2 tRNA genes and 2 rRNA genes are annotated in these 2,591 nt (G+C 54.3%); all 4 read right to left on the bottom strand.

From position 1 onward, the window contains the following. Positions 1–1,983, bottom strand: a 23S ribosomal RNA gene (locus tag KF784_19995); the annotation flags it as partial. Between the two features lie 244 nt (positions 1,984–2,227). Next, positions 2,228–2,303: transfer RNA gene (locus KF784_19990), tRNA-Ala, on the bottom strand. A 30-nt stretch (positions 2,304–2,333) separates the two neighbouring features. Beyond that, positions 2,334–2,410 (bottom strand) — tRNA-Ile (locus KF784_19985). A 64-nt stretch (positions 2,411–2,474) separates the two neighbouring features. After that, positions 2,475–2,591: ribosomal RNA gene (locus tag KF784_19980) — 16S ribosomal RNA — on the bottom strand; the annotation flags it as partial.

The following is a 2,591-nucleotide window of genomic DNA, read 5'->3' as shown; positions in this document are numbered from 1 at the left end:
GGCTTTCGCCTTTGCAGAGTGCTGTGTTTTTATTAAACAGTCGCAGCCACCAATTCACTGCAACCCCATCGCGCTTCACGGGCAAGCCGCTACACACTACCGGGGCGCACCTTCTCCCGAAGTTACGGTGCTAATTTGCCGAGTTCCTTCTCCTGAGTTCTCTCAAGCGCCTTAGAATCTTCATCCTGCCCACCTGTGTCGGTTTGCGGTACGGTCTTCATGCAACTGAAGCTTAGAGGCTTTTCCTGGAAGCGGGGTCTCAGTGGCTTGGGACTCAAAAGAGTCTTGCGTCATCACGCCTCGGCTAAGCCCAACGGATTTGCCTATCGGGCACGCCTACACGCTTGAACCAGGACGTCCAACACCCGGCCCACCTAACCTTCTCCGTCCCCCCATCGCATTGCATAAAGGTACAGGACTATTAACCTGTTTCCCATCGACTACGCCTTTCGGCCTCGCCTTAGGAGCCGACTCACCCTGCGCCGATGAACGTTGCGCAGGAAACCTTGGGCTTTCGGCGAGCGGGCCTTTCACCCGCTTTATCGCTACTCATGTCAGCATTCGCACTTCCGATACCTCCAGCAGGGTTCACACCCCACCTTCAACGGCCTACGGAACGCTCTCCTACCATATGTACAAGTACATATCCGCGATTTCGGTGCACAGTTTGAGCCCCGTTACATTTTCCGCGCAGGACGACTCGACCAGTGAGCTATTACGCTTTCTTTAAAGGATGGCTGCTTCTAAGCCAACCTCCTGGCTGTCTAAGCCTTCCCACCTCGTTTCCCACTTAACTGTGTCTTCGGGACCTTAATCGGCGGTCTGGGTTGTTTCCCTCTCGACTCAGGACGTTAGCACCCCAAGTCTGTCTGCCGTGCTCGCACTTTCCGGTATTCGGAGTTTGCTATGGCGCGGTAAGTCGCAATGACCCCCACAACCATTACAGTGCTCTACCCCCAGAAGTGATACACGACGCGCTACCTAAATAGCTTTCGGAGAGAACCAGCTATCTCCAGATTTGTTTGGCCTTTCACCCCTACCCACAGCTCATCCCCTACCTTTTCAACGGTAGTGGGTTCGGACCTCCAGCTGGTGTTACCCAACCTTCATCCTGGCCATGGGTAGATCATCTGGTTTCGGGTCTACACCCAGCGACTGAATCGCCCTGTTCGGACTCGCTTTCGCTACGCCTCCCCTATGCGGTTAAGCTCGCCACTGAATGTAAGTCGCTGACCCATTATACAAAAGGTACGCAGTCACCCCTGCTTCAAACACCCTCCGGGTGTTCTCGCAGGGCTGCCCGACGCTTCTCGCTTACGCTCGAATCGTCAGTCACCCCCCACCTCGAAACGGATATGACATCCGTTTCACTCCTTCTTAATACTTTTGAGTCGCATCGCTACGCGATGCGCCTCGAAAGAACTTCGAAGGCGCTTGAAGCAGGGGCTCCCACTGTTTGTATGCATGCGGTTTCAGGATCTGTTTCACTCCCCTCCCGGGGTTCTTTTCGCCTTTCCCTCACGGTACTGGTTCACTATCGGTCGATCACGAGTATTTAGCCTTGGAGGATGGTCCCCCCATCTTCAGACAGGATTTCACGTGTCCCGCCCTACTTGTCGCACACTCAGTTCCACCACCAGGCTTTCGCATACGGGGCTATCACCCACTATGGCCGGTCTTTCCAGACCGCTCTGCTAGCGTAATGGCTAAATTGTGCAGGCTCTTCCGATTTCGCTCGCCACTACTTTCGGAATCTCGGTTGATTTCTGTTCCTCCGGCTACTTAGATGTTTCAGTTCACCGGGTTCGCTCTACCCACCCTATGTATTCAGGTGGGAGTGACCCTTGCGGGCCGGGTTTCCCCATTCGGACATCCACGGATCAAAGCTTGTTTGCGAGCTCCCCGTGGCTTTTCGCACGCTGCAACGTCCTTCATCGCCTGTGATCGCCAAGGCATCCACCACATGCACTTATTCGCTTGACCCTATAACCTTAAGCTCTACCTCGCGGTAAAACCAGGCACAGGACACTCGCGCTTGTGCCCCCATCCCGTGCGCTGGTAAGCCACAGAATGAGAGTAGATACAATCACAACCCATGCGTCGGCCCTTGCGAGCCAACACACTTTACTTCTTCCAAATTGTTAAAGAACTCAACAGCCTCCGGCTAAAAAGCCCAGAACCCAGCAAACCTCAGCTCGCTCGCTTCTAAACTCTTGCCCTCTAGGATTGGTGGAGGTGAACGGGATCGAACCGATGACCTCCTGCTTGCAAAGCAGGCGCTCTCCCAACTGAGCTACACCCCCGATCACGATTTTCCCACCACCGCAAATCGCTGGTGGGTCTGGTAGGACTTGAACCTACGACCCCACGCTTATCAAGCGTGTGCTCTAACCAGCTGAGCTACAGACCCCCTTTTGAGGACTGCTAAAACAACCGATAGGCTGTGAGTACTTGATCAGTCAGATGATCTCTAGAAAGGAGGTGATCCAGCCGCACCTTCCGATACGGCTACCTTGTTACGACTTCACCCCAGTCATGAATCCTACCGTGGTAAGCGCCCTCCTTACGGTTAGGCTACCTACTTCTGGTAG

The organism is Fimbriimonadaceae bacterium (assembly GCA_019638775.1).
In the GTDB taxonomy this organism is placed as follows: domain Bacteria; phylum Armatimonadota; class Fimbriimonadia; order Fimbriimonadales; family Fimbriimonadaceae; genus JAHBTD01.
The sequence above is the reverse complement of the archived record's forward strand: the minus strand, read 5'-3'. Positions and strand labels throughout refer to the sequence as shown.